This window comes from Ekhidna sp., from assembly GCF_965247405.1.
Taxonomy (GTDB): Bacteria; Bacteroidota; Bacteroidia; order Cytophagales; family Cyclobacteriaceae; genus Ekhidna.
In genome coordinates this window covers 2,697,175-2,719,731 of sequence record NZ_OZ252014.1, presented here as the reverse complement: position 1 = coordinate 2,719,731, position 22,557 = coordinate 2,697,175, and the positions used below count along the sequence as shown (strand labels likewise).

Here is a 22,557-nt window from a genome sequence, read left to right as displayed (position 1 = left end):
AATTACTATGCCCAACACTGCTTTACAGGTTTTTCATTGTTTCATGTGTTAATATTGGCTTTTAAACGGACACATGGAATTCACTAAATTTTATTTACTGATTTGTTGATGTTGAGGGATTTAGTTCATTTCATTGTTGTGATTTAATATGCTGAGGAAATTACTGATCACATTTTGCCTTGTCTTATCTATTGGGATATCACACGCCTTTCATATTGTGGGCGGTGAAATGGAATTTATTTATGTCAGTGATGGACTCTATCGCATTAACCTCATCCAATATTTCGATGAGGCTCAATTTCAAAATCCAGGACCGGATCCTTTTGTGACCGTCTACATATTTAGAAATAGTGATAATCAATTGATGTCAACACATACCCTGAATTTGTTCTCTCAGGAAAATGTGGAGTACACCAACATTGAATGTGCAATTGATGAATTACAAACTTCCCGAGTACTCTATTCAGGGGAAATAGCCCTAAGCCCTGCCAGCTATGCTGATGATGAGGGATATTATATTGTTTGGGAAAGATGCTGCCGAAATGAGGGCGTTAAAAACATCATTAATCCTAGCAATGCGGGGATGAAATACACATTGGAGTTTCCTCCACTTATGAGAAACGGTAAGATTTTTAAGAACTCCTCTCCTGTTCTTTTTAAACCCTTGAGCGACTATGCTTGCATCAACCAATTGTATTATGTTGAATTTACGGGTACAGATCCTGATGGCGATTCATTGGTTTATTCGCTGGTGCCTCCGTTAAATAGTTCTGCTGGTGGTATTGCTGTCCCAACGCCCCAACCCAAACCGCATTTTCCTGTTGGTTTTGGTTCCGGATACTCAGCTAACAACATGATACCGGGAAGTCCTCCACTAAGAATCTCAACTAAAGGGTTGATAACAGTAAATCCATCAGAAACTGGTCTATTCGTTTTTTCCGTTTTAGTGGAAGAATATCGGGATGATGAAAAAATAGGAGAAGTGAGAAGAGATTTTCAAATGCTGGTAGTGGATGGGTGTGAGCCCCCCGATCCCCCTGTTGTAGATATTGATATACCTGGCAATCCTACTTTTAACCCTGAGACAGACATCCTCTCCTACACTGCCAGTGACACTGAAAAGTGCTTTGATTTCCTGGTCTCTAATGTTACCCCGGGAGAAACGATCTCCTTCAAGGCTGAGGGTGTCAATTTTGATGAAGAGTTAAATGAAGTTTTTTCCTTCAACGACTCACTGGCAAATGGAAATGAATTGATCGTTGAAATCTGTATCCCCGACTGCCCACCTATACGCGATGAACCTTTCATTATTGACTTAATTGCTGCTGACAATGCCTGCCCTCTCCCTCAGCTAGACACGCTTCGTCTCACCATTGAGGTAGAACCTCCACCTAATGAAATTCCGGTTGGTTCAGTTAGCAATAATGTGTTGACTGTTGTAGAAAATGACAGTGATCTAAGAACCATCAGCGGAACCGATGTGGATGGAGATGAGCTGGATTTAACACTGTACATCGAAGGAATTGAAGACCCAACAGTTCATGGTTTTGATATCATAAATATCACAAGTGGAGCCGGTAATATTTCCGGTGATTTGATCTGGGATACCGATTGTGAAACGTATGATTTTTCGGAGTTTCAAAACTTCAATGTTGGCGTGATCATCAATGATGCCGATCAATGTGATGTGCCGGGAGATACCGTTTTTATAGATGCGACAGTCATTTTACCCCCTAATACAAACCCAGAAGTTTCAATCGTTGGGTCACTCCCCTCTCAAATAGAGCTGGGGAATACATTGAACCTTAAAGTGATGGCAGCTGATGCCGATGGTGATAATGTCACGTTATCTTTTGCCGCCGGAAACTTTGATGCAGATTTTTATGGTGTCAGTTTTGATGAAGTCAGCGGTGAATCATCTGTTAACACCAACTTTTCCTGGAATCTGGTTTGTGATGCAACTGTATTTGAAGATGGAGAACAATTTGAGCTTTTGTTTATTGCTGATGATGATGATAAATGCAAAGTGAAAAATTATGATACGCTTCGCCATGTCATACAGGTGAATTACCCACCAAACGATGAACCCCAGTTCGACCCAATCAATCGGAATCAATCACTGAGAGTGAATGAGTACACGGAAATAGAAATTGGTGCTTTTGATACCGACAACCAGGATATTACCATTGAATTTGCTCCTGGTATTCGCACACCTGCTTCGAACACATTGGAGCTAGAACCGGTGACAGGCCAAGGGAGGGCAACCGCTATCCTCAAATGGCAGCCGGAGTGTTCTCTCCTCAGGTTTGGCGAAACGTCCTCCCTGCAGGATGTAGTCATTCAGGTTTCCGACAATGCATGCCCCATCCAGGAAACTGATACACTAATTCTTACCTTTGAGATTTTTGATGATTCAGATCGACAGAAAGAGTTTTTACCACCAAATGTCTTTACTCCGAATGGTGATGGTCTGAATGATTTTTTCAGTATGTCAGGAAACCCTGAAATCAATCAAAACCTTCCGCCCGATAATTGTGACAACACTTTCGAATACATCGTCATTTCGAACCGCGCCGGCGCTCCGGTTTTTCGATCAGAATCAAGAGATTTTGTCTGGACAGGTAATCAATTCCCCAGCGGAGTGTATTACTACGTCATCAAATTCAGCAATACCGAATTCAAAGGCTATGTGCATTTGATGAGGTGATTAAAAACCAACTCCAATCCTCAAGCCACTTCCAAAGAAATCTGAATTTCTAAATGCCCAATAATAGTCTACACGCATAAATTTGAAAATGTGCTCGATTCCAGCACCTACCTCCACGTAGTTTCCAATTGTTTCGTTGGTTAGGAAATTTGCTGAAGCAACGGCCTGCAGGTTTAGTTTTTTTACCAGTGGGATTTTGTTGAATATGAATTCATTGAAATGGTGTTCATAGTGCGCCTCGAAATAAGGCTTAGTGGTACTGAACTGATAAAACGGAAGCAGCTCAAACTTCATCGTTTTTCCCACCTGACTTAATGAGGTTTGGTTACCGGCGAAATGCCTAAAATCGACAAACGTGAGTGCCTCATCATTCAGAAAGGCTCCCCCCGCCACTGCATAATTACTTTTTCCAACCAGTCCAAAGCTCATCTCATCTTCTACCCTGACCTGTACAAAATCAAAGTTCACATCACTTCCAAGTGCCTTGATCCCTTTCTTATAAGTTAGAAATATCTCTGGATACTTGGATGAATAGATAAATTTCCGATCCGGTCTTGTGGCATATGTCTGCTTGAACCTGAAACGAAAAGTTGCCTCCAGAATCAAAGCCTGGTGTTTTGGAAATCCTGTTTCGGTCAATTCCATATTCGCAGGTTGATTGCTGGTAAAATCAGTTTTTTCTTCTGATGCCCAGGTAAAATCTGAGGTATTGGTCAACGTATCGCGCTGTGCATATTCAAGCCGAGAACTGAATAATATTCCATTCTTTACCTCTTGTTGAAATCGCACATAGCCAAATGACTTCTGGAAAATCTTCATGAAGTTGTTACCACTCACGAGGGTTACATAACTATTGATGAACGGAGTTATTGATTCAGATTCATCAAACTGAGAAATGTATCGACCGCCTCCGGCATAAAAGCGAGTGAACTTGTTATCTAGCTTTCGATAGCTGGCGTCAAACTTCGCATTGAATTGCTCATTCGAAAATCCATAACGGAGCGCAGGTCTAATCCAATACTTCGTTCTACCATCCACCTGCTTCCAAATGGTTGGTTGGATTTCAGGTACAAACCCTTCTACTGTATTGTACTGAAAGATGCTTATGACCGCTGGAAGGGACCAGTATTTCTCATCTATACTGTTAGAGTGTGTGTATCCGCTCAGAAAAATATTTCCAAGGGTCAATTTGTTTGTTTCGTTATCGACAGAGTCCTTGTAAGCCGGGCTTTCCTTCACTAGTCGAATACTATCTTTCACCTGATAATCCTTTACCTCTATCTCTGTGAGAGGAATTGGACGAATATCCTTCCAGTAGGTAGAGTCCCGCTCATTGGATCCCTCCTCTACGACGAGAACTTCGGCAGTAAAGTCTTCTTGCTGGAATATGTCTTTTTCTTCTTTTTGACCGAATTTATCTTCATACAATCCGGCCTCACGGTAAGCATCATAGTTGGGTTCTACCTCGTAATTAGAGTATATACCCACGTAATATCCACTTCCCTTAAAACCAAAAGCACCAAACCTGAAAGAATATTTCTGTGAGATGGGCATCCAAATGTCATGCTCGGCCGGTGCAAACACCTGGTTGATTTTAAGCGAATCAATGAACTCAAGCCCCCGTGCTTTAGTCACAAAAAGATCTATGGTATGGAAGCGCCATTCATCCTCCACGATGTATACCACTCCTTCAAACACCGGGTCAGTGGCGCGTTTAGGAATTACTTTAATCTTGTTTATAAGCTTTCCATTCTCCTCAAAAAAGCCCAGCCATTCATAATCATAAAAGAGAAATGCATTTGGAGCTATAGGGGAAACATATTCGCGCTCCATATCCAGGTCTATGAATTTACTGTATGCGTTGATATTAAAATCAGATGCCCGATTAAAACTAAACCCCTGTTCATTTCCACTGACTTTCGAGCTGATCATCCGCTCGGATACTTTGTCTGGTAACTCAAAAGAAAACTCTGAAACGGACTCTGAGAGATACAATATGCCTGTATCAATGGTAATTTTTTGCCCCAAGATTTTGTCTGGCTTTTTATCTAACCGAAACAGCCCCTTCAGGTAGGCATCTGTATGAAATGCGCTCACTTCATTTTCATAAAATTTTCTTTTTTTCATCGTCTCGCGAATGACTCGCTCCGCAGGATCTTCGTCACCAGCAGTGACCACTACTTCCTTTAACTGGAGTGCCTGCTCACTTAGCGTAAAATCAAGTCGGATAGTCTGGTCATTATTGACCGTCACGGGCTTCTCCATTACACGATATCCCACATGCTGGGCGACAATTGTGTGAGACCCGGAAGGGATCTTCAGGAAAAATTCGCCTTCACTATTTGATGTGGTGCCGTTGGTCGTACCCTTGATGTAGACTGTTGAAAAAGGAAGGATTTCCCCGGAATCACTTTTGGTTGTCCCTTTGATTCCGGTTTGTGCAAGGGCGCTGATAGAAACGAGAATGATGGATGCGTAGGTGATTAATTTCATATTAGGTCAGTACTCCAAATTTTAGTGATAATGCATCAGATCCTAATTAGGTTGCATCGTGGATATTTTCTCCAAAGTTTTTCAATGTGCTTATCTTGGCAAAAGTTATACCAGAGGTAAAATTTTTACATGCAAAAAGTAGCAATAATAACAGGTGGTTCATCAGGTATTGGTAAGTCATTGGTACTAAAATACGCCAATGAAGGATACGCGGTGGTATTTACCGGAAGGAATGGAGAACGAATGGCGCAAGTGGCATCAGAACTTGGTGAACGGCCGCACTTGGCATTGGAACTAAACGCTGCAGGAAAAGAGGACAATAAAAAAATGGTGGATGAAACCATCAAAAAATTTGGCAGGATCGATGTGCTCGTTTGTAATGCAGGAATCTCTATGCGTGCACTTTTCGAAGAGGTAGAGCTGGAGGTTTTCGAAAAACTGATGAACATCAATTTTTATGGAGCTATTTACGCTACAAAATTTGCCTTGCCTCATTTGTTGGAGAGCAAAGGAACGATCATAGCTATATCTTCAATTAACGGCTGGCGTTCCACACCTGCCAGAACAGCATACTCCTCCTCAAAATTTGCTATGCAAGGATTCTTTGAGGCACTCAGAACAGAGGTTATGACCAGAGGTGTTCATGTACTTGTTGTCTGCCCCGGCTTTACTAGCTCCAACATAAGAAACGCGGCATTAACCGCAGACGGAAAGGCCCAGGGCGAGTCCCCTCGCAACGAGAAGAAAATGATGACCTCTGAAGAGGTGGCCGAACGAACGTTCAAAGCCGCTAATAAGAAAAAGCGTGATTTGATCTTAACATTCGAAGGAAAGATGGCGGTGTTGCTAAACAAAATCATTCCATCCAGACTAGATCGGATGATTTACAAAATGATGAAAAAGGAACCGGATAATCCGCTTAAATAGTGTTCTTTAGATACCTTTTTATACGTTCCAGCAAACTGTTTGAAACACTTGATGAGAGTGGTTACATATTAATAAGGTGGTTTGTAATTGTCCTAGTGGCTTTAAACTTTTCAATTTACAATGGAATTGTACAGGGTGGATGGGCATTTGCAGTTATAGGAGGAGTGTTCATAATTGGCTTACTCTATTTACTACTTGTTCATATTGTCCCTTTCGTTTTGAATAAGATTTCAAAATGGTCAGATGGTATTTCGGATAAAAAAGACCTGAGTCATGTTCTATCAGTTAGTCTTATTCCACTGCTTCCTGCATTATTATTTGAGACCTATTCTGAAATTTCAGGCAATTTTATCAGATCAAGTGAATTCTTAAATTTCATAATGAAATGCGTTTCATTAAAAATTTTAATTCTTGGATTGGCTAAAACCAATAAATACTCCACTAAAAATGCAGCCATAACGCTGTTGACATTTTGGGTATTTGTATTGATCCTTAGCCTTGCTTTTAGTTCTAAATAATTTTTATCCTGCCTCGTCTCACAAATACTTCCTGCCCTTCCCATTGTACTTTGGTCCAGACGTCATCCTGATCGAGCACCTTCACTTTATGGCCCCTTGAAAGGACTTCTAAGGGTTCAGCACCAGCAGATGGCCCTGATCTTAATAAGGTGTTATTAGAAACGATGATGCCACGTGTAGTTCCATGTATGTTGTTGATTGCAAAAATCATTGCCACAACCATTATTTGGATAATTCCTGCAGCGATCGGCTTTTCATCTTCCCTTGCCTTTCGGATGACGTATGTCAACAGTAGCAGAGAAACGGCTAATAGAAGTACCGTGAATTGAATGCGGTACTTTTCCAAAAGCGTCAGGAAATAATGGGTGTCATTGTATTGGTAACCTTTCAGATCATTTGCCTCTGCAAGGGCCTCAATTTTACCCACTACCTTTCGGTCTGCAGATAGTTGATAGTATTTATCCAGATAGAAGAGCGCTTCTGCATAATCATTGAGGCCGTCTTGAATAAATGCCATTTTCAGCAACATGGCCGATGAGGCTTGGCCTGAGTCATGAATTTTTTCGTACAGACTGAGAGCCTCCGTGTATTTCTGCTGACCAAACAAAGAATCTGCCCGATTTAAAAGTAGATTTTGAGCATTTAAATCCACAATAGCGCAACAGAACAAAATTCCTAGAAATAATCTCACCTTTATTCGGTTAATCATGTGGTAAAATTGATTAAGATTTCTATTTTTGCATCCGCAATTTAAGGCAAGGGTCTTGAATTGCACTTCTTTTTATACGAAAGGAGAATTAAAATGACTGGCTAGCTCAGTTGGTAGAGCAACGCCCTTTTAAGGCGTGGGTCCTGGGTTCGAGCCCCAGGCCAGTCACTCTTAAAGCCTCAACGCAAGTTGGGGCTTTTTTTATTGAATCTTCTGGGCGAGAAGCCTGTCCCGTAAGAATGAAATGATCTACGGGAAGCCCCAGGCCAGTCACACTCAAGAATCCTGATCAATTTTTGGTCAGGATTTTTTATTTAAAAACTACAAGAGCCGTTAGGGCGAGAAGTTTATCCTGAGTGAAAACGAAGGAAGCCCCAGGCCAGTCACTCTTAAGGCCTCAACGTAAGTTGGAGCTTTTTTTGTATGAAGGTACAAGACCAACCAAACACAAAGCCTGAATCATTAAAAAAGCCCCAGTAAATACTGAGGCTTCTCATTTAATCCGTAGCTGATTTCGGAATCTTAATTTCTACTTTCGTGCCTTTGTTTGGTTCACTAGTCAAAGACACATCACAATTATTTTTTTCTAGGAGCCCCAGACTCAAACTGAGACCAAGACCGGCACCCATTTCCTGGTCTGTACCAACTTTTGACTTCTGAATTTCTTTATTTATGATCGATTGAATTCGGTCAGAAGACATCCCCACGCCTGAATCTACGATGCTGACAATCGTTTCATTCTCGTTTTGATCGCTTACAACCTGCACCTTTCCACCGCCATTGGTGTACTTTATTGCATTATGAATCAAATTTCTAATGGCTACTTTAAAATGGTTTTCATCGATCCAGGCCTCCATATCTTTGGGCGTATCTATTTTAAAATCGATGTTTTTGCGCTTAATGAGCGTATGAAACAAATCCGCATTCTCTTTAACCACCTCACTAATATTGACTTTTGCAGGGTACGCGTTGATACCTCCGAGCTGCATACGTGCCCACTCTAACAATTCATCCACAGTACCCGTCAAGCTTTCAAGTCGCTTCTTCAGGCTGTCCTGATATTCTATGAATTGCTCCATTGAGATTACGTCATCGTGATTAAGATTCAGGATGCTATGAAACAGATTCAGTGGACTTTTAATATCATGAGCTATGATTGAGAATAATTTATCCTTCGTTTCATTAGCTACTTTGAGCGCTTTATGCGCTCTAACCAGTTCTGACACATCATCCACACATATGGCAATGGACTCCAAATCTCCCTCTGAATTAAGAATGGGTTCGTATTTGCCATTAGCCGAGATTGTTGACCCATCCGGAAGATTGGTTTCCTCCAAAAATGAAACCTGCTTTTTTTCAGCTATTGCCTCCTGAAACATTGGCTCATGCTTATCGAATATTTGTTTTGGTAAAACTTCAATTCTATTCCTTCCGAGAAGCTCTCTTCTCGAATATCCAAAACGCTTCGCATAATTGTTGTTTGCCAAAATAAAGTTTCCTTCCTGATCCACCAATGCCATCAATAGTGGAGCATTGTCCAGCAAAGATCTGAGTGTTTGTTCATGCTGGTCTGATCGATCAAATGCCTTAATGAGAATCGATCGGAAGACGTAAAGAAACAAGTAAAGAATAGAAGCCACCACCAGGTTATTCACGATAATTAAACCGTAGGTATCACCAAATTCCATCCCCTGACTATTAAGTGTAAATATTTTGAGCAAGATATAACTGGCAAAGATGAGCCAGAACGCAAAGTGCTTTTTTATGCCATCTATCAAAAACATGGATATTGCCATTGCAGCAAATAGCATATTTTCCGTATCTGCATAGATGCCTTCATCTATATAGATCAACACAGCACTAATGATCATGGCTACCCCCACAAAAATGAAATAGCTTTTAGAAAATTGGATCTTACCGGATCTATTAAATTGAAGTGAAAGTGAAAGGATAATACTTGCAGCCAAACAAAGAATTGGCTGGACAATCAGACCGAAGGATAGCGTAATCACACCCAGAACCAGACTGGTGCACACACAGAAAATAATGAGATAATTGAAAAGCGCGATTCGGCGCTTTTCAAGCGGGGTTTGAGCATAGCTCATACCTATCCTCAGAATTTTCTTAAACGAGAAGGGTTCCATGGTGAAAACTATTGAAAGCTGGCTTTCTAGATTGTTAAATATGAATAACAACGAAAAGGTAACCACCTATTAACTTTTAATTAAAACCAATCGATGAGTGGCTGATTTTTCCAGTCTAATTGTCGGAGATATTTTGAGTCGATGGTTTTTCGCTTACCTGCATTTCAATCACCACTTCCGTACCCTTTCCGGGTTTGCTATCTATTTCTACTTTGCAATTATTTTTTTCGAGCAACTCCAGACTAAGGCTAAGGCCTAAACCAGTTCCCATTTCACCTTCGGTTCCACTGCTGGATGGCTGAAGCTCTTTCTCCAGAATGGATTTAACCCGCTCCATATCCATTCCCACTCCAGAATCTTTTACTTTAAGGATGATAGAACCATTTTTTCTAAGACCAATTAATTGAACGTCCCCGCCTGCCGGAGTGAATTTTAACGCATTATGAAGAATGTTTCTTACTCCAATCTTCAGATGATTACTATCCACCCAGGCTTTGATTTCGGGTTCTATCTTGGCGTGTACCGAGATCTTTTTATGATCGATTAACTCCTTATACAGATCCAGGTTTGACTTCACTACTTCTGCTATATCTGTGGAAACAGGAAGTGAGTTTACCCCATCCAGTTGAGTCCGTGCCCAATCCAATAGTGTATTTACCGTGCTTTTTAATTCAGAAAGCTTCTCCTTGATCCTTTTTTGATGCTTTTTGAAATCCTTAGGTGACATCTCAACTTGCTGAGAAACATCCAAAAGACCATCAAACAAATCAAGGGGTCCGCGAATGTCATGAGCAACAATCGAGAATAACTTATCTTTTGTTGTGTTTGCTGTCGCTAACTTGTTTTTCGCTACTTCAAGTTTGGTAACATCACTCACAAATACCGATACCCCCACAATCTCACCATTATCTGCATAAACCGGCATGTATTTACCTCCTGCGTAAAAAGAACTTCCGTCTGGCATCTTGGTATGTTCTAAAAACTCCGGGCTCTCTCCTTTCAACGCCTGCTCAACAAGCGGCTGATGAGTTTTTAAAATATTTGGTGGCAATACATCTTTAATATGAGAGCCAATGATCTTATCTCTATCTAAACCAAAAGATTTCTCATAATTTAGATTTACCATCCTGTAACGCAGGTTTTTATCCACCAGTCCAATATAAAGCGGGACATTATCGATCATGGAATACAGCAGCTCATCCTTTTCTTTCAGCCGCACAAATGATCGTAACAATGATTTTCGAAATGCCTCCGAAAACAGGAATATGATGAGACAAAGGATGGAAACATTCTGAATGGTTAGATAAAAATTCAAATCGTATGGCTGGCCTGAAAAATCCTGTTTTACAAACTTCAACCAAATCAAAACACCATAGATGGATAAAAAGCCAACATACCGGAACTTACCATCATACAGCAGGTAGTTGACCGCCATAAAAGCGACCAGAATATTCTCAACCTCGTTGAATCTTCCTTGTTTCAGAGCTACAAAAGATGCTGTGGTGAGCATTGCCACAGTAAGGCATAAAAAATATGTTCGAGCCAGAATGTAGCGTCTGAGGTGGTTGAAGTATACAACCAGCAGGAATAGAAGACCACCAGAAAGGGTAATTATAAATTGGGGGAATAGCCCCTCAAAAATGATTAGAAGCGTAACGGAAAGTGAGATGGCACTACTTACAAGCGCAAGACTATTGACAAACAATACCCTTCTGTAGTCCAGAGGATTTTCCAGTCCCTCCAGTCCAGCGTGGTTAATCTTTCTAAAAATGCTCTTCATGCCGCAGGCGCTACCTGCCGGATCCTAATGACCCATTAATTTAATGCATTTATGAATGGCATTTACTAATTGATCAGAGTTTTTGAGTGGCTTTTGAATAAAGGAGACATAGTCAACTTCATAATTATCCATTACTTCCTCAGGGTGGCTGGATATTACGATAGTCTTCGGTTTATGGTCGCTGATCTCCAGCACTTCAGGTCCCTCAAGTCCAGAAATATTAATATCGAGCAACAAGATATCCGGCTTATCCATGTCGATTCGTTTTGCTGCTTCGAGGGTGTTGTCACAACTTCCAAGTAAGTCTACTTCCGTCACTTTTTTAACCACCACTTTTAATATTTCCACAAAAGCAGGGTCGTCTTCAATGATTAAGCATGTATACTTTCGGTCGCTCAAGGTTAGATATTTTGTTTGATTTTAAACCGTGATAAAAATAGGGCTTTTTCGCGGACGAAAAAACTGAACGGGGTGATGTAAAAAACTATCAACACAAATCTTTTTATCTTAAAAGTCTAAATAAATGCCATGGAACAGCCACTTGCCCTTCGGTTTGAAAGAATTGTAAATGAAAACCTCCCTAAGCGCAAAGAAATGATTAGGGTATTAAAAGAAAACGCCATGCCTGCAGACCTTTTTTATAAAAAAGGTAATGGAGTAAAGTTTATATTGGAAAAAACAGGACGACTCACAGACTTCAAGGGTATCTATGGCTTTTTAGATGGAGATAAGCTCGTATACATAGACGAATCATCCTATGTAATCAGAAGACTTGTAAGACAATTTAAAGGCAACAGTAAATACCAGCTTAAACTGGCAACTCTTATGGTGGCAACTCATCAACCTTCCGATTCCTCATTTACCTCAGCAAGTGCCTTAAATAAAATGAAGAAAATGAAAATTATCTTTATGGATGTGCCTGATGACCTGGAGCGTCAGTTAACAACTTTGTACCTTCAGTGCCAATTTGAATGCAGGTATAACAGGTTTGATTAATTACCTCTTGATCTTACTCAATACTTTTTCAATCACCCCTTTCTCCTCTTCTATTCTTTGCACTTCTGTGATCCGCTCACCTATAAGTGATGCCACCGGCTCGAGCTCGTCATAGTGGCTACAAATAACCTTAAGCATTGCTACCATCGGAAGGAAGAGAATCATCCCGGCAATCCCCCAAAGCACACCTCCCGCTATCAAAGAGAAAATGGAGAAAAGTGCATTGATTTGCATGTTACCTCCCACAATCTTGGGATTCAAAAAATTACCCTCTACAAACTGAATAAACCAAAAAATCAAGATAACTCCCAAGGGGTACCAGTAGCTATCAAAAGCAATGAATGCATAAATGGTCGGAATTAGTCCACCAAGAGTTGTCCCTACGTATGGAATAATGGCAAGTAATGCTGCCAGAAAACCGAAAAAGAACGCATAGTCCATACCCAGAATCAAAAGGCCTACGGTATTGAGGATGCCGAGCACCAAAATCAACAGTAGCATACCGGTAAAATATTGCTGACCTACTTGCTGCACCTCCCTCAGCATATTTATATATGATCGACGCTTGCTCTTATGTGCAAATCGAGTAAGTGCTTCCGTGAGGTGTTCGCTATAAAAAAGAATTAGGAAGGTGTAGATACTTGCGAGTACCAAAAACGAAAAAAATGAACCTGTAACACTCACCGTATCCGAAATGATGAGAAAACTACTGTCCGAAAACAGGTGAGAAAGACGATCGAGGATTGTTTCCGTTTCTATGTCCGGTATGATTTGAACCTTATCGTTGAGGAATCTGACAGACGTTTCCAATGTTTCCTTCAGCTTATCCAGAAAATTGGAATACTGACTGGCCATATTGATAATTTGTGCTGAAAAAAGCACCAAAACTCCTGAAAAAAGAACGAATACCCCTGCCATAGTTAGGATAATTCCAAGCACCTTTTTAACCCCTTTTTTGCTCAACCATTTGACCATAGGATAAAGGATAAAAGCAAAGAGCATTGCAAAGCAAATAGGCACCAGAATAACCTTGGCAAAATGCATGATAGCCACAATCCCTACGATGGATGCAATGGCATAAAACAGCTTACTGAAAGAGATATGCATATCAGGTGATTTGTGCGTTAAAGTTAAGATCGATAGTAAGAAACCGAAGCATGAATGTAGCAAAACAAAAAAATCAGACCCTTGTTTCAGACCATAAAATCTTCCTCGAAAAACTGAAAAAGAGTTAGTGTCTGAAACCAACGGTTCATAGTTACGGATAAATCGGATCTCTTTATTAGTGCACACTCACAAAAAAACCCTCCTCTTTACAAGAGAAGGGTTTCGTACCTGAGGCCGGAATCGAACCGGCACTCCTTGCGGAACACGAGTTTGAGTCGTGCGCGTCTACCAGTTCCGCCACTCAGGCATCATCCGTAAACGGACGGCAAAAGTATTTAAACAATAATAAGATTGCAATAAGAGTTGAACCAATAATCGATCTACTTACACTTTCATTGCAGCCAATATAATAATCCACCCCTAACCCCTCCGAGGAGTGGATTGATTTTAGCTTTTAAAGATTGATTATCCACCCAGCATCACGAATGCACCCCAGAAAATCGGGTCTTTGTATTTCTTTTTTATTTTGCGCTGAGCATCCAGAAATGCCTCACGTTTATTCCCATTCTTGAGGTAATCCTTATAAAATATCGTCATTAGATCGCGAGTGGCATCATCATCTACCTTCCAAAGAGACATAACGACCGCTTCCGCACCGCCTACAAAAAAAGCACGCTGCAAACCATAAATTCCTTCTCCGGAGGCGATTTCTCCAAGTCCTGTTTCACATGCTGAAAGTACGACCATCTCCAAATCATTCAACCCAAGGTTCATAATTTCATAAGCGGTGAGAACACCATCTTCATCACTACCTTGAAGTGCATTACTTACCCCCGCAAGTAGCAATCCTGAACTCAGCATAGGATCTTCACTGGGAGCCTTTTCATCCTCCATAAAAAAACCATGTGTCGCAATGTGAACCAATTCCCTATTCAGATGCTCTTTGACTGATCCTTCTTTGGCCTCATCTTTCAATAGCACCTTACATTGAGCATCAGATTTCTCCATCAGCTTGTTGATCTCATTAATTTCCTCTTCAGTACCTGGCAAATCCGAAACATCAGTGATCATAGAAAAACCGCGTGTAGTACCAGTCAGTCCATTGGACTCCCCAATTTTATAAGAGGGACGACCCACCAGCAGGACATTGTTTATTTCATCTACTTGACTGCCGGAAAAATCAAGGTTTAAGATGTCTTTTGTTGAGCTTAACTGCACCACTTCTAGCTCATCGATAAGGTACTTCTTCGTAGCAGGATCATAAAGAGTGTTTACGCTGATCTTATGATAAATTCCATCAGGGGCATAAAATATCTTTGCTATTCCCTTGTCAGTAAGGTGATTGTGTATTTTTCTCCAGTATGTATCGAAGGATTTAGGATCATCCACCTTGAACTTGATCGCATTCTTGTAGACTGAGAAAGCCTTACTTTCAAACTCGCTTCCTTTACCAAGCACAATTAAATTAGGATACTCGGAATCCCGAGTGCCAATGAGCGCTGTGTAGATGCCTTCATCATTGATTTCGGTACGGATAATCTCGACCGTGGCTTCCCCTGCCTGAAGTCTCTGCCTGATCTGATCAAATGTAGGAACAGTGCCACCAAAGGAACCATCAAACTCAGCAGACCTTCTTGAAAGTTCCTTTTCAAGGTCATTTGTTTTTTGCAAAAGGCTATCCAAGCGAGCTTTACTTTTTTCTTTTAGCTCACTTTTCAAAGATTGTAAATCTGCTATCTGCTTTCTTGCAACAGTCCATTCAGAAAATAAATTGATAAGATCTTGATCTTCACTATTAAAGATTTGTTCACGTACCTTTTTGGTAGAATTAAGCAACATGCCTTTGGTGCTAAGTTCCAGATTGTACCACTCCTCCACCACATCTGGCTTGATACTCCCTTCTTCATTAGTAGACCGTGCAACTACATACCCTTTAAAATTATTCAGTAGCTTTTGCTTTTCTTCGACAAAGGTCTTTTTCTCAGATTCTGATAAGTAGGTAAAAGACTCATTAATCTCTTTAACCTGAGCGTCGGCCAGGGAAAGTAAGAGCGGTTCTGCCAGTTCATATTGTTCCGTTTTGGTATACAAATTGGCCAGGTTGTTAACCGTTCTTATATATCCGGGATGCGATTCGGAATAATACTTTTCATAAAAACCTTTAGCCTCAACCATGGTTGCCATTGCTTCCTCTCTCCGACCCATTAGATCGTATAATAATCCAAGGTTAGAGAGCGCTGATAAATACTGCGGATGATCTTCCGGTACGGTGTACTTAAAAATGGTGATCGCCTCTTCAAAATCTTTCAAAGCAAGATCAAATACTTCGTTTTTTTGATAATAAACCCCTCTATTGCTTAATAAATTGGCATAAGCCGGGTGATCCTGTCCTGAGGAATTGCTTTGCCATTTGATGGCTTGATTCAACAAGATCAAAATAGAGTCATTTTGAGCATCTGTTCTTGTCAGGATATTAGCCAAATTAGTAGCAAGTGCAATTCGCAAGCCTGATTCTTCTTCATACGATATCCGCAGCGCTTTTCGGTAATTAGATTCGGCATTTTTGTAATTGGCAAGCGCCTCATACAACGCGCCCAGACTATTTAGAATAGATGCATATTCAGTTGTTTTTTGCAGGTCCTTTTCAACCAAAAGGTTTCTTGCTTGAGTTAAGTATTTGTCAGCATCTTTAAAATTTTGAAGTAAATATTTCTGATTCCCGAGTGACTGATAGGCCACAGCTAGTTTTTCAGGTTCCGTGCTTTCATTTGATTCAAGATCAGAGATGTAATCGCTAAATAATTCATCAGCCCGTTCGAATCGCCCCATTTCCGTGTGAAGCTTGCCTAGTTCCAGAACTGTCTTGGTATAGCTGGCACTGTCAGTCATGCTTTTAGCACGGTGAGTGATCAATGATTTACTCAATGCATTTAGCTGCTTATATTTTTCTCCGCTAGCTCCATAAAGCGCAGATTGTTCGAGTAAAATGTCAACATATTTTGGAGTTGTTTTAAATGCCTCCTCTGCTTGGGAATAGTATTTTTCTGCATCCTCGTATCTAAACAGCAACACAGCAAGTCTCGCACTATTCAGGTTGAATTCCGACATTTCAATTCCGGTATCGGCACACTTGGAAGGGTTTTGATCGCACCAGGAAAGCAACTCACTGGCACTCTCCAGGGCTTTCACATATTCTTTTTGATGAACAAAAACATTATAAAAGTCTTTTAGAAAAAATGGGTACTCATCCTTTTGAGCCATATATGGTTTCAAATCGTCGTAGAAAGCCGCAGCTTTTTGATATCTCTCAGAGGTCATTAAAAGTGCGCTGTAATTTTCTATAACATGGAGATAAAAGGATGTTTTATTATCACCCAGCAGGCCAATCAATTCGTCATAGTTTTCAATGGCCTCTTCAATCCCACCTAGTTTCCCCTGAACATAGGCTAGATCATCAAGCGATCGGGCATACAGCTCGTCGGGCTGCCCAATCGCTGAACGATGAGTGTTTACCGTTTCCAGCAAGATTTCACGTGAACGTTCAGTAGAATCACAATTCAAGTAGTAAATGCCTAGATTTCGTTTAGCAGAAAGAGTAATAGGATCGCCCACACCATAGACCTCCGTACGGAGAGCAACATCTTCTTTACTACGCTGGATGGTGCTTTCACAATCGCCAAGCTGTGAGGCAATAAATGCCAGTTTGGAAGAAAAGAAGAGTTGTACCGTATCCTGTTCTATCAGAGAGGTATTAGCCAGCGACTCCTTTAATTCAATCAGACTATTGCTAGCCGCCTCAAAGGCACCATCAGCAATCAGTGTTTCAATACGATCAACCTCTGAATTGAAATCTACCTGTTGCTGGGCAATGACCAAACCAATGCTGATCATTCCAATCACTACCCAGCTAAAAAACTTTTTCATATTCAATTTCCCCATCATAGTTTATCAAAGCGTACACAATCTCATCATCAGCAAAAGCACTTTGAGAAAGTACAGTAATGTACTCATTGTCATTTTTAATGATTGCCGGATCTTCCAGATCGGTGTTGAAAGTATAGGAGAGCTCTTGTAAAATCGTTCCATCCGCTTCACTGTAAACTGAGGTTAGTAGTTCCGAACCTTCAGGAGTCTTTTTAAGTGTAAAAAACCATAAACTCTGTTCCTGACGGAACACCCCCACATACTCTCCTTCTAAGCTGATAGTCGTTGACGACTCAACTTTTCCATTAAAATTCACTTTGGAAAGTGTAAAACCAGTACTTCCTTTCTGCAAAACAGTAGCAACTCCCTGAAGCTGATTTACAAGCACATTTTGAATAGGATCGCCACTTCGAAGCGTGGTGGAAAAATAGGCTGTTCCGCTTTTTGACAACTGAGTAAGCCAGCTTCGGTCTTCGCTTCCACCTATGAGATAGCTACTATCGCCAACTACCTTAAAGAATGATGGCACTGAGTTTTTAGTCGGCTCGTATGCCCATATTTTTTGATAGTCCTCCTCCATTGGCATGGCTCCAAGGAGTAGGTTTTTATCATCCACTTTTCCTAAAAGCAAGTGCAGACTGTCATTCAACGGCAATTTTCTTTGCACACAAAAGCCTCCTTCAGGAAGTGACCCGGGAATTAAAAAAACACTATCCATTTCATAGCATTCTGTCAGCGAATCTGTTTTAAATCGCTGCTGTTTGATGCCTTCCAAGAGTCCATTCAACTCTGCCTTAAAAGACTGTTTGTTTTCCTGTTTTTGCTCATCTGAAAATACATGACTCCCATTCTCACCAGGCATCATCTCATCAAAAAACCATTGGAAGGTAGCTTGTCCATGTCCGGAAGAAACGATAGCGCCATTTAAACTATCCGCCTCATCAAATGAAGCATAGAGGTTTTGGTAAATCCTTGCTTTCCTGGAAAGGAAATCATCTGTTGGAGGCTCATCCAACTCATTACAGACTCGCTCATAAACGAGCTTGTTGCCATATTCCAATTTCGCAATCAGGTATTGAAAGATATCTATCAAGACTGACTCATTATCATACTTAGTGATCAGGTTGATGATCCGTTGAAACTTCAAGTCATCGAGTTCAGCCTGAATGCAGTCCTCTCCACTAATCATCTTTTGATTGGTGGCGATGAAAAACTTATAGGCAGAAATGATTTCCTCATGCAGCCCATCCACTTCCTCCTTCAAAAGTTCGAGGAATCGATCCGACCACTCCTTGTAATCCCACACTTCAATATCATCCGCCAGGAAGTTGGCCGGCGTAATACCATTCATTCGAAAGTGATCGATTTTTAGTTTTATAATGTTGACTTTTCTCTTCTTCTTATAAGGAAGTTTTTGATAGATATCCCTGTAAATAGCTATATGATACATGGATGAATCAAAGCTGATACCAACGGCTTTTACTTCTGTTTTCAACGAATCATTTGCTTTCAGAAATAGCTGTCTGAGGTTATCGGCACTGGTATTAATATCTATAAATCCTTCTCTTGCTTTGAGGTAGTGATAGACAGCTCGATCATAATTCAAAATCAGCTCCTCGTAGTATTCGGCATAGTTTACCACATCTTCATAGCTCTTCTCCACCTTCTTTTTGCCCATGGTTGTCACCGAATCTTTGTCTGGCAAATCCGGAACATCGTACCAATCGGGATAACGTGATATTTCTCTTTCGTCAAGGTAATTGCTCGCCAGACCAAAGTTTGTTTTAGCATTATAAATTCTCTGCCTTGACGCCACTCGATCTACGATCGGATCGAGTGATGAGAAGATGTCCAGCTCCAGCTTGGCTAACTGGTAGTAGACATTAGAGAATTCTACATTTTCCTGTTGAAACTGAATCAACTGATCATAGAATGTTTCGCGATCTACTGTCGATTTTTCTTTTAGGATTTTCCTGAAAGCCCCGGTTTGTCCAAAAGAGTAAGCAACTGAAGCTAGTAGAAATATTATGATAAATGTCTTTTTCATATTAGTTCGTTGCTAAAATTTTAAACTCCACGCGCCTGTTTTTAGCCATATTTTCGTCCGTATCGTTCGGAACTATTGGCTGAGATTCTCCATAACCAATCGCTACTAATCGACCTTTACTTATCGCATTATCCTGCAAGTATTGCAATACCGAGTTAGCCCTCAAATTCGAAAGCTGAAGGTTGTACTTTTCCGCACCTGCATTATCAGTGTGTGCGGAAATCTCCACTTTATATTGATCATTCTCCTTTAAATAATTGACAAGCTTGTCCAGTTCTTCATATGAATCAGCATTCAACTCATAGGAGTTGTAAGCAAAAGTGATATTGTCCAATACAAGCGAAATATTCTCCACAGACTGGAGTGTGGCACTAACTTCTTTTACCTCCTCCTCTCTGGATAGGTCCAATTCCGCTGAGTAGTAGCTGTATCCCTCGGCAGAAGTACTGATTTCGTATACTTCTCCGTCCCTCAGTTGAAGGGTCACTTTTCCATCTTTTACTGTACGTTTCGTTTTCTCATTTCTGGTCACATTGTAGACAGTAATCTCCAGACCTAGATTATTTCCGGATTCATCCGAAAAGGATAGTGAAACATCCTTAAGCTTTCTCTTCAATTCAATATCAAAATCGAAAAAGTCAAAAATCACCTCTTCATCGAAAGGCAGATTAAGTGTATCCCTAAAATAGTTTTCAGAGTTGAAAATAATGTTGAGTTCTTTTCCTAGTGAAATTTCGGTCTCTTCCCCCCGTGTGATTTCTATGGTCTCTAAAAAATTAAAGTCTGAGTCGTACAACGAAATATTGGCTTCTATTGGAAAGTAGAATTCCTCATCAAAAACATTAAATGTTACATCCACACCAGGGAATAATTCAAAATTACTTTCTAATGAGCCTTCCCCTGTTTCAATTAGCTTTGACTGTGCAGAATACTGATCTTTATAGGCCAACAATGAATACTGTTCACTAGAAGGTACAAACACCTGATAATAGCCATTCTCATCACTCTGTGTTTCCTGGTAGATTTTGGTAGTGTAAGGATTGATCACCTGTATACCTGCTTCCAGTGGATTCCCTTCTAAATCGGTGACAAATCCGCTAACGAGGGTCATTTCTCCAGGATGAAAAGCTTGTGTGATACTTTTAGATAAAATCTGCGATTCTATTCGATCCTGCCCTTTGGTAAACACTCCAGAATTGTAATACAAGGTGCTGTCTCTATCCAAAGAAGGAGAGACCAGATCATTATCTGCAATGATTGAAGTGATGGCTTTTGGATTGTACCTGAATAACCCATCTATTCGGGCCCAAAATATCGAAAATTGTTTTCGTGCGATTCGCTTTCCTTCACTATCAAAAACGTCTTCATAAGATGAATAGAAAAATGTTTTGTTATCCCGGGAATAATAAGGTGAGCAAATACAGCCCGTATTATAGGCCGGAGGTAACAGCTCGGGTTCAGACCATGATCCAGACTCAGTAAGCTCCGAATAGAAAAGTTGTCCACAGAACTCATCTGTCTTTGCTTCGGCTGGAAATGGTCGGGTAAATAAGATTCTTTTTTCATCAGCAGAAAAAGCTGGGTTTAATTCATCCACTTCTGAGTTTATTCCTATTTCTACTAATTGAGGAGCTGTCCACGATCCATTTTTTAATTCTGATGAATAAATATCATAATCAGGTTTAGCAGAGGTCCTGGCTGAAAAATAGAGTTTGGAATTATCAAAGTTCAGTTGTGGATGCTGGATATCGAAATTCGCAATGTCTGCATTTTCAAATATTTGGATCGGCTCACCCCATACTGCCGAATCTGCATCAAACCCAGACATGTAGGGCTTAAAGCTGCCGAAGTAATTAGCAATAAAAACCATTTTGGTTCCATCGTAGCTCACTTTGGCATGTTTCACTACCGCTCCGGTATTGATACTATTGAGCTCTTGACCGTATCCCTGAAAAAGACATACTGATATTGTCAGGCCAATGAAAGACAATCTCCTAAGAGAATTTTTTGATGGCATGGTTAGTATTAGGTTTCAATCTGAAAGGTAAAAAATCGAAGTGCATTTAACACTACCCACATTGAGGTATTTTGGTTATTAGCGCTTGAAAAATTCACAAAAAAAACCTCCACGAGGGAGGTCAATTTTCTTTCAGTTTGAAAGAACTACTATTTTACCGGGTAGTAGACATTAGTCATCCACTTACTGGTGTCTGGTTCAGACATTGGGTCTGTGATATACTCCTCCCATGGTTGTCCGTTCCGTTCAAACTGATAGTAAGAGATATAAGCATTAATATCCTCATGTGCATTTCCAATGTCATCGTAATTTCCATAATACACCGTTTTTAATGCCTGGCCTTCATATGTCTGACCGCTTACTAGTTCTCCATCAACTTCGATAACCTCAGCTACTGGAATGCCACAAATCATTTCAGCGTTTTGCTCATCATAACTGATATTGATTGAAATTGGCGCACCTTGCGATTCAATTGAATTTGCACTGAGATAACTCATGACCTTGCCATATGCTTCTCCCATAGCTTCCCCTATCGCAGTGGGATCAGATGATGAGGCTGCCGATACTCCTAAATAAGGCTGAGCTTGTGTTTCTATCTGCACAATATCATAAGTGAAGGCAGGGCGAGACTCTACCCGCTCTTTCAGAGATGCAAGACCTTGTTCATAAAAGGAGCCTAGGAATGTATCTAACATAAGGATGAAAAATTTCCCTCCTCCTGAAACACCCGTAATATCAAAAGTCCAGGTCACAACGGTTTTTTCGCCATCTTCTTCGAGAATAAAAGATGCCTTAGGTTTTTCCTCTCCCTCATCAGTGAAATCCCTATTTCCATTTTGGTCAAACCCCATATCCATTGCCACAAATTCATTTGCACGGGTATCAGAAATTACCATATACCCATTTCCAACATTTTCATCATTGCTGTACCATGTCATTTTGGCTCCTAACCCTGAAGAGGGGCCTTCCCATACATACTCTGCGTTAGGGTCCATTGCAAACCACGGAGACCATGTATTAAATGTTTTCATGTTGGTTACCTCAGCAAAAACAACTTCAGCAGGTGCTTCAATTGTGGTCTGTCGCTCAAGGTGAGCTGATGATGGGCCGAATACTACTACTCCCACCCCTAGTAGGACTATCACCAGTACGATGATTCCAATAATTTTTAAGATTTTCATAGTTAGA

The 22,557-nt window shown here is 40.6% G+C and carries 14 protein-coding genes and 2 tRNA genes; 5 read left to right on the top strand and 11 right to left on the bottom strand.

What is annotated here, in order from left to right; translation table 11 throughout:
- The first annotated feature begins 148 nt into the window (after positions 1-148).
- Entirely contained in the window at positions 149-2,707 is a 2,559-nt protein-coding gene (locus ACP14Y_RS12320; RefSeq protein ID WP_424963260.1) for a gliding motility-associated C-terminal domain-containing protein, read from the top strand.
- Here the strand turns inward: ACP14Y_RS12320 and ACP14Y_RS12315 are convergent, their stop codons facing one another.
- Positions 2,708-5,200: a DUF5686 and carboxypeptidase regulatory-like domain-containing protein gene (locus ACP14Y_RS12315; protein WP_424963259.1), complete on the bottom strand. Its 2,493-nt coding sequence runs from the start codon at positions 5,198-5,200 to the stop codon at positions 2,708-2,710.
- Positions 5,201-5,329: 129 nt separating this feature from the next.
- Between ACP14Y_RS12315 and ACP14Y_RS12310 the strand changes: the two genes are divergently transcribed.
- Positions 5,330-6,127 (top strand): SDR family oxidoreductase, encoded by a 798-nt coding sequence (locus ACP14Y_RS12310; protein ID WP_424963258.1) that lies wholly within the window; start codon positions 5,330-5,332, stop codon positions 6,125-6,127.
- The gene (locus ACP14Y_RS12305) at positions 6,127-6,645 is read left to right on the top strand and encodes a hypothetical protein (RefSeq protein ID WP_424963257.1); all 519 of its coding nucleotides are present in this window, start codon (positions 6,127-6,129) and stop codon (positions 6,643-6,645) included. Before ACP14Y_RS12310 ends, ACP14Y_RS12305 begins: the two co-directional genes overlap by 1 nt.
- Here ACP14Y_RS12305 and ACP14Y_RS12300 read toward each other — a convergent pair.
- The gene (locus tag ACP14Y_RS12300; RefSeq protein ID WP_424963256.1) at positions 6,638-7,354 is read right to left on the bottom strand and encodes an SH3 domain-containing protein; all 717 of its coding nucleotides are present in this window, start codon (positions 7,352-7,354) and stop codon (positions 6,638-6,640) included. The genes ACP14Y_RS12305 and ACP14Y_RS12300 overlap by 8 nt on opposite strands.
- 95 nt (positions 7,355-7,449) lie before the next feature.
- Between ACP14Y_RS12300 and ACP14Y_RS12295 the strand changes: the two genes are divergently transcribed.
- Positions 7,450-7,522, top strand: a tRNA-Lys gene (locus tag ACP14Y_RS12295).
- Between the two features lie 329 nt (positions 7,523-7,851).
- Here the strand turns inward: ACP14Y_RS12295 and ACP14Y_RS12290 are convergent.
- The 3 genes from ACP14Y_RS12290 to ACP14Y_RS12280 form a co-directional block, all read right to left on the bottom strand.
- Positions 7,852-9,498 (bottom strand): PAS domain-containing sensor histidine kinase, encoded by a 1,647-nt coding sequence (locus ACP14Y_RS12290; RefSeq protein ID WP_424963255.1) that lies wholly within the window; start codon positions 9,496-9,498, stop codon positions 7,852-7,854.
- A gap of 115 nt (positions 9,499-9,613) precedes the next feature.
- Positions 9,614-11,278 carry an ATP-binding protein gene (locus ACP14Y_RS12285; RefSeq protein ID WP_424963254.1) on the bottom strand — a complete coding sequence of 555 codons (1,665 nt, stop codon included), beginning with the start codon at positions 11,276-11,278 and terminating at the stop codon, positions 9,614-9,616.
- A gap of 24 nt (positions 11,279-11,302) precedes the next feature.
- Positions 11,303-11,677 carry a LytR/AlgR family response regulator transcription factor gene (locus tag ACP14Y_RS12280; protein ID WP_424963253.1) on the bottom strand — a complete coding sequence of 125 codons (375 nt, stop codon included), beginning with the start codon at positions 11,675-11,677 and terminating at the stop codon, positions 11,303-11,305.
- 129 nt (positions 11,678-11,806) lie between these two features.
- On the opposite strand from ACP14Y_RS12280, the gene ACP14Y_RS12275 reads away from it, so the two are divergent.
- Positions 11,807-12,274 (top strand): hypothetical protein, encoded by a 468-nt coding sequence (locus ACP14Y_RS12275; RefSeq protein ID WP_424963252.1) that lies wholly within the window; start codon positions 11,807-11,809, stop codon positions 12,272-12,274.
- Here the strand turns inward: ACP14Y_RS12275 and ACP14Y_RS12270 are convergent, their stop codons facing one another.
- From ACP14Y_RS12270 to ACP14Y_RS12245, 6 genes are all read right to left on the bottom strand, one after another.
- Positions 12,275-13,381 carry an AI-2E family transporter gene (locus ACP14Y_RS12270; RefSeq protein ID WP_424963251.1) on the bottom strand — a complete coding sequence of 369 codons (1,107 nt, stop codon included), beginning with the start codon at positions 13,379-13,381 and terminating at the stop codon, positions 12,275-12,277.
- A 225-nt stretch (positions 13,382-13,606) separates the two neighbouring features.
- Positions 13,607-13,688: transfer RNA gene (locus ACP14Y_RS12265), tRNA-Leu, on the bottom strand.
- A gap of 158 nt (positions 13,689-13,846) precedes the next feature.
- Positions 13,847-17,305: a CHAT domain-containing protein gene (locus ACP14Y_RS12260; RefSeq protein WP_424963250.1), complete on the bottom strand. Its 3,459-nt coding sequence runs from the start codon at positions 17,303-17,305 to the stop codon at positions 13,847-13,849.
- Entirely contained in the window at positions 17,289-19,352 is a 2,064-nt protein-coding gene (locus tag ACP14Y_RS12255; protein ID WP_424963249.1) for a hypothetical protein, read from the bottom strand. Before ACP14Y_RS12255 ends, ACP14Y_RS12260 begins: the two co-directional genes overlap by 17 nt.
- Position 19,353: 1 nt before the next feature.
- Positions 19,354-21,369 carry an OmpA family protein gene (locus ACP14Y_RS12250; protein ID WP_424963248.1) on the bottom strand — a complete coding sequence of 672 codons (2,016 nt, stop codon included), beginning with the start codon at positions 21,367-21,369 and terminating at the stop codon, positions 19,354-19,356.
- 149 nt (positions 21,370-21,518) lie between these two features.
- Positions 21,519-22,550: an SRPBCC family protein gene (locus ACP14Y_RS12245; RefSeq protein ID WP_424963247.1), complete on the bottom strand. Its 1,032-nt coding sequence runs from the start codon at positions 22,548-22,550 to the stop codon at positions 21,519-21,521.
- Positions 22,551-22,557: the final 7 nt, after the last annotated feature.

Bases quoted from the DNA above. Each gene is read 5' to 3' on its own strand.
- ACP14Y_RS12290 (WP_424963255.1), bottom strand. From the start codon at position 9,498: ATGGAACCCTTCTCGTTTAAGAAAATTCTGAGGATAGGTATGAGCTAT.
- ACP14Y_RS12260 (WP_424963250.1), bottom strand. From the start codon at position 17,305: ATGAAAAAGTTTTTTAGCTGGGTAGTGATTGGAATGATCAGCATTGGT.
- ACP14Y_RS12320 (WP_424963260.1), top strand. From the start codon at position 149: ATGCTGAGGAAATTACTGATCACATTTTGCCTTGTCTTATCTATTGGG.
- ACP14Y_RS12310 (WP_424963258.1), top strand. From the start codon at position 5,330: ATGCAAAAAGTAGCAATAATAACAGGTGGTTCATCAGGTATTGGTAAG.
- ACP14Y_RS12245 (WP_424963247.1), bottom strand. From the start codon at position 22,550: ATGAAAATCTTAAAAATTATTGGAATCATCGTACTGGTGATAGTCCTA.
- ACP14Y_RS12300 (WP_424963256.1), bottom strand. From the start codon at position 7,354: ATGATTAACCGAATAAAGGTGAGATTATTTCTAGGAATTTTGTTCTGT.
- ACP14Y_RS12275 (WP_424963252.1), top strand. From the start codon at position 11,807: ATGGAACAGCCACTTGCCCTTCGGTTTGAAAGAATTGTAAATGAAAAC.
- ACP14Y_RS12315 (WP_424963259.1), bottom strand. From the start codon at position 5,200: ATGAAATTAATCACCTACGCATCCATCATTCTCGTTTCTATCAGCGCC.
- ACP14Y_RS12270 (WP_424963251.1), bottom strand. From the start codon at position 13,381: ATGCATATCTCTTTCAGTAAGCTGTTTTATGCCATTGCATCCATCGTA.
- ACP14Y_RS12285 (WP_424963254.1), bottom strand. From the start codon at position 11,278: ATGAAGAGCATTTTTAGAAAGATTAACCACGCTGGACTGGAGGGACTG.
- ACP14Y_RS12250 (WP_424963248.1), bottom strand. From the start codon at position 21,369: ATGCCATCAAAAAATTCTCTTAGGAGATTGTCTTTCATTGGCCTGACA.
- ACP14Y_RS12255 (WP_424963249.1), bottom strand. From the start codon at position 19,352: ATGAAAAAGACATTTATCATAATATTTCTACTAGCTTCAGTTGCTTAC.